Below are 3,413 nucleotides of genomic sequence, written 5' to 3' on the forward strand. Positions count from 1 at the left end.
GCGGTCTTCTTACTGGCCGCCTTGGTGGCGGTGGCCTTGGTGCCCGCCGCCTTGGCGCCGGCGGTCTTGGCCGTGGCGGCGGCGGTCTTCTTCGCCGCCACCGTGGCCTTCGGCACCTTGCCGCTGGCCACCATCTCCTTGAACCCGGCGCCGGGGCGGAAGGTCGGGACGGACGTCTTCTTGACCTTCACCGCCTCGCCGGTACGCGGGTTGCGCGCTGTTCGTGCGCCACGCACACGCTTTTCGAATGCTCCGAATCCGGTGATCGCCACCTTCTCGCCCTTGGTGACCGCTGCCTGGACCTCAGTGAGGACCGCGTCGAGCGCGGCCGTCGCCGTCTTCCGGTCCCCCAGGCGAACGGCGAGCGCCTCGATGAGCTCGGCCTTGTTCACGACTTCCTCCCGATTGTGCAACTGACTCGACGCGAGCCATTCTGCGCGCACCGTATGCCCTGCGCTGCCTGGACACAAACATTCGGTGGAAAAAAGCCCTTGTGTCGTAACGGATTCGCCCCCACCGGTTGGACCGGTGGGGGCGAAATCCGATGTGCGGGTGGGCGTACGGCTATGCCACCGAGGGCAGGAACGGCAGTCGAGACGCCTCGTAGGAGGCGATGTCATCGGCGTGCCGGAGGGTGAGTCCAATGTCGTCCAGGCCCTCCAACAGCCGCCACCGGCTGAAGTCGTCCAGCGGGAACGACCAGGTCGCGTCCCCGGCCCGGAGCTGTCGGGCGGTCAGGTCGACGGTCACCGGAGTGGTCGGGTCGGCCTCGACGAGATCCCACAACTCCTCGACGGCTTTCAATTCCAACTCGACCGGCAGCAGGCCCTCCTTGAGTGCGTTGCCCCGGAAGATGTCACCGAAGCGCGGGGCCACCACGGCGCGGAAGCCCCAGTCCCGTAGCGCCCAGACGGCGTGCTCCCGGGAGGAGCCGGTGCCGAACTCGGGACCGGCGATGAGGATCGACGCACCGGAATAGGATTCATCGTTGAGTACGAATGCCGGGTCTTCCCGCCAGGCGTTGAACAGCCCGTCGGCGAAGCCGGTGCGGGTCACCCTCTTGAGGTACACGGCCGGGATGATCTGATCCGTGTCCACGTTGGACCGGCGCAGCGGCACGGCGGTGCCGGTGTGGGTGGTGAACTTGTCCATCTCCTCGGTCCCTTCTACAGATCGGCGGGGGCGGCCAGCCGCCCGACCACGGCGGTGGCGGCGGCGACCGGCGGGGAGACCAGGTGGGTACGACCGCCCCGGCCCTGCCGGCCCTCGAAGTTCCGGTTGGAGGTGGACGCGGAGCGCTCGCCGGGCTTGAGCGTGTCGGGGTTCATGCCCAGGCACATCGAGCAGCCGGCGAACCGCCACTCGGCGCCGGCGTCGGCGAAGACCTTGTCCAGCCCCTCGGCCTCGGCGGCCTCCCGGACGGCGGCGGAGCCGGGCACCACGAGCATCCGGACGGAGTCGGCGACCCGGTGGCCGCGCAGCACGTCGGCCGCGGCCCGCAGATCCTCCAGGCGGCCGTTCGTGCAGGAACCCACGAAGACCACGTCGATGGGCAGCTCCCGCAGCGGGGTGCCGGGGCGCAGATCCATGTACTCCAGCGCACGGCGGGCGGCAGCGCGCTCCGAGTCGGTGGTGAACTCCTCCGGGTCGGGCACCGGCGCGCTCAGCGGCGCGCCCTGCCCGGGGTTGGTGCCCCACGTGACGAACGGCGTGATCCGGCTGGCGTCCAGGGTGACCTCGGCGTCGAAGCGCGCGCCCTCGTCGGTGGGCAGCGTCCGCCACCAGGCCAGCGCCGCGTCCCAGTCGGCGCCCTGCGGCGCGTTCGGCCGACCCTTGAGGTACGCGAAGGTCGTCTCGTCCGGCGCGATCATGCCGGCCTTGGCGCCCCACTCGATGGACATGTTGGCGATGGTCATCCGCCCCTCCATGGAGAGGGCCTGGATGGCGTCACCGCGGTACTCGACGATGTGCCCGCGCCCACCACCGGTGCCGACCTGGGCGATCAGCGCGAGCACCAGGTCCTTGGCGGTGACGCCGGGGGCGAGCTGGCCGGTGACGTTGACGGCCATGGTCTTCGGCCTGCTCTGCGGCAGCGTCTGGGTGGCCAGCACGTGCTCCACCTCGCTGGTGCCGATGCCGAAGGCGAGCGCGCCGAACGCGCCGTGGGTGGCGGTGTGCGAGTCGCCACACACGATCGTCATGCCGGGCTGGGTCACCCCGAGCTGCGGGCCGATGACGTGCACGATGCCCTGGTTCTCGTCGCCGAGCGGGTGCAGCCGCACGCCGAACTCGGCGCAGTTGCGGCGCAGCGTCTCGATCTGCGTACGCGACGTCGGGTCCGCGATGGTGAGCAGGTCACCGCGGCGGAGCCGGAACGCCGGATCGGCGTACCCGGTCGGGGTGTTGTGGTCCTCGGTCGCGAGGGTCAGGTCGGTACGGCGCACCCGGCGCCCGGCGAGCCGCAGCCCGTCGAACGCCTGCGGGCTGGTCACCTCGTGCAGCAGGTGCAGGTCGATGAAGAGCAGGTCCGGCTCACCGGCGGCGGACCGTACGACGTGCGCGTCCCAGACCTTCTCGGCCAGGGTCCTCGGCTCAGGAGTGACTCCCACCATCTGGACATCCTAAATTCTGGGAGGTAAGTTTCGGCTTGTGGGACACAGTATGAGCGGTGTCGGCGTTCTCGACAAGGCGGTGGTCATCCTGGCCGCCTGTGTCGACGGCGCCAGCCTGGCCGAACTCGTTGAACGCACGAAGCTGCCCCGGGCCACCGCGCACCGGCTGGCACAGGCACTGGAGATCCATCGGATGCTGGTTCGGGACACCCAGGGGCGCTGGCGTCCCGGGCCCCGGCTGGGCGAGCTGGCCAACGCCGCTCCGGACGTCCTGCTGACCGCCGCCGAGCCGCTGCTGGCCGCGCTGCGCGACGCCACCGGCGAGAGCGCGCAGCTCTACCTGCGCCGCGCCGACGAGCGGATCTGCGTGGCGGCGGCGGAGCGCGCCAGCGGCCTGCGGGACACCGTTCCGGTCGGCTCGGTGCTGCCGATGACGGCCGGCTCGGCGGCCCAGATCCTGCTCGCCTGGGAGCCTCCGGAGGCGGTGATGCCGCTGCTGCCGCGCAGCAAGTTCACCGGCCGCACCCTGGCCGAGGTCCGCCGCCGCGGCTGGGCGCAGAGCGTGGCCGAACGGGAGGCCGGTGTGGCGAGCGTCTCCGCCCCGATCCGCGACCGCACCGGCCGCGTGATCGCCTCGGTCAGCATCTCCGGCCCGATCGAACGCCTGGGCCGCCGCCCCGGCGAACGCCACGCCATGGCAGTCGTCAGAGCCGGCCAACGCCTCTCCGGCCTCTAACCCCACCCCCCACCCCTCCCCCCACCCCCGCCCTTGTTGATCATGAAGTTATTGCCCGGACACGC

4 protein-coding genes are annotated in these 3,413 nt (G+C 71.1%); 1 reads left to right on the forward strand and 3 read right to left on the reverse strand.

Annotated elements, in window-relative coordinates; all coding sequences use genetic code 11:
* The 3 genes from AB0J68_RS29525 to leuC form a co-directional block, all read right to left on the reverse strand.
* Positions 1 to 392: HU family DNA-binding protein (locus AB0J68_RS29525; RefSeq protein ID WP_363941852.1), on the reverse strand; the 392-nt coding region annotated here is incomplete at its 3' end.
* Positions 393 to 564: 172 nt separating this feature from the next.
* Positions 565 to 1,152 carry a 3-isopropylmalate dehydratase small subunit gene (gene leuD / locus AB0J68_RS29530; protein WP_354860107.1) on the reverse strand — a complete coding sequence of 196 codons (588 nt, stop codon included), beginning with the start codon at positions 1,150 to 1,152 and terminating at the stop codon, positions 565 to 567.
* Positions 1,153 to 1,166: 14 nt separating this feature from the next.
* Positions 1,167 to 2,612, reverse strand: coding sequence for a 3-isopropylmalate dehydratase large subunit (gene leuC, locus AB0J68_RS29535; protein ID WP_355066997.1), 1,446 nt, complete (start codon positions 2,610 to 2,612; stop codon positions 1,167 to 1,169).
* 49 nt (positions 2,613 to 2,661) lie between these two features.
* Between leuC and AB0J68_RS29540 the strand changes: the two genes are divergently transcribed.
* Entirely contained in the window at positions 2,662 to 3,348 is a 687-nt protein-coding gene (locus AB0J68_RS29540; protein ID WP_007456408.1) for an IclR family transcriptional regulator, read from the forward strand.
* The last annotated feature ends 65 nt before the right edge of the window (positions 3,349 to 3,413 follow it).

It is taken from the genome of Micromonospora sp. NPDC049580 (assembly GCF_040675595.1).
Lineage (GTDB): Bacteria > Actinomycetota > Actinomycetes > Mycobacteriales > Micromonosporaceae > Micromonospora.

Coding starts and splice junctions, on each gene's coding strand:
- leuD (WP_354860107.1), bottom strand. CDS start 1,152: ATGGACAAGTTCACCACCCACACCGGCACCGCCGTGCCGCTGCGCCGG.
- leuC (WP_355066997.1), bottom strand. CDS start 2,612: ATGGTGGGAGTCACTCCTGAGCCGAGGACCCTGGCCGAGAAGGTCTGG.
- AB0J68_RS29540 (WP_007456408.1), top strand. CDS start 2,662: ATGAGCGGTGTCGGCGTTCTCGACAAGGCGGTGGTCATCCTGGCCGCC.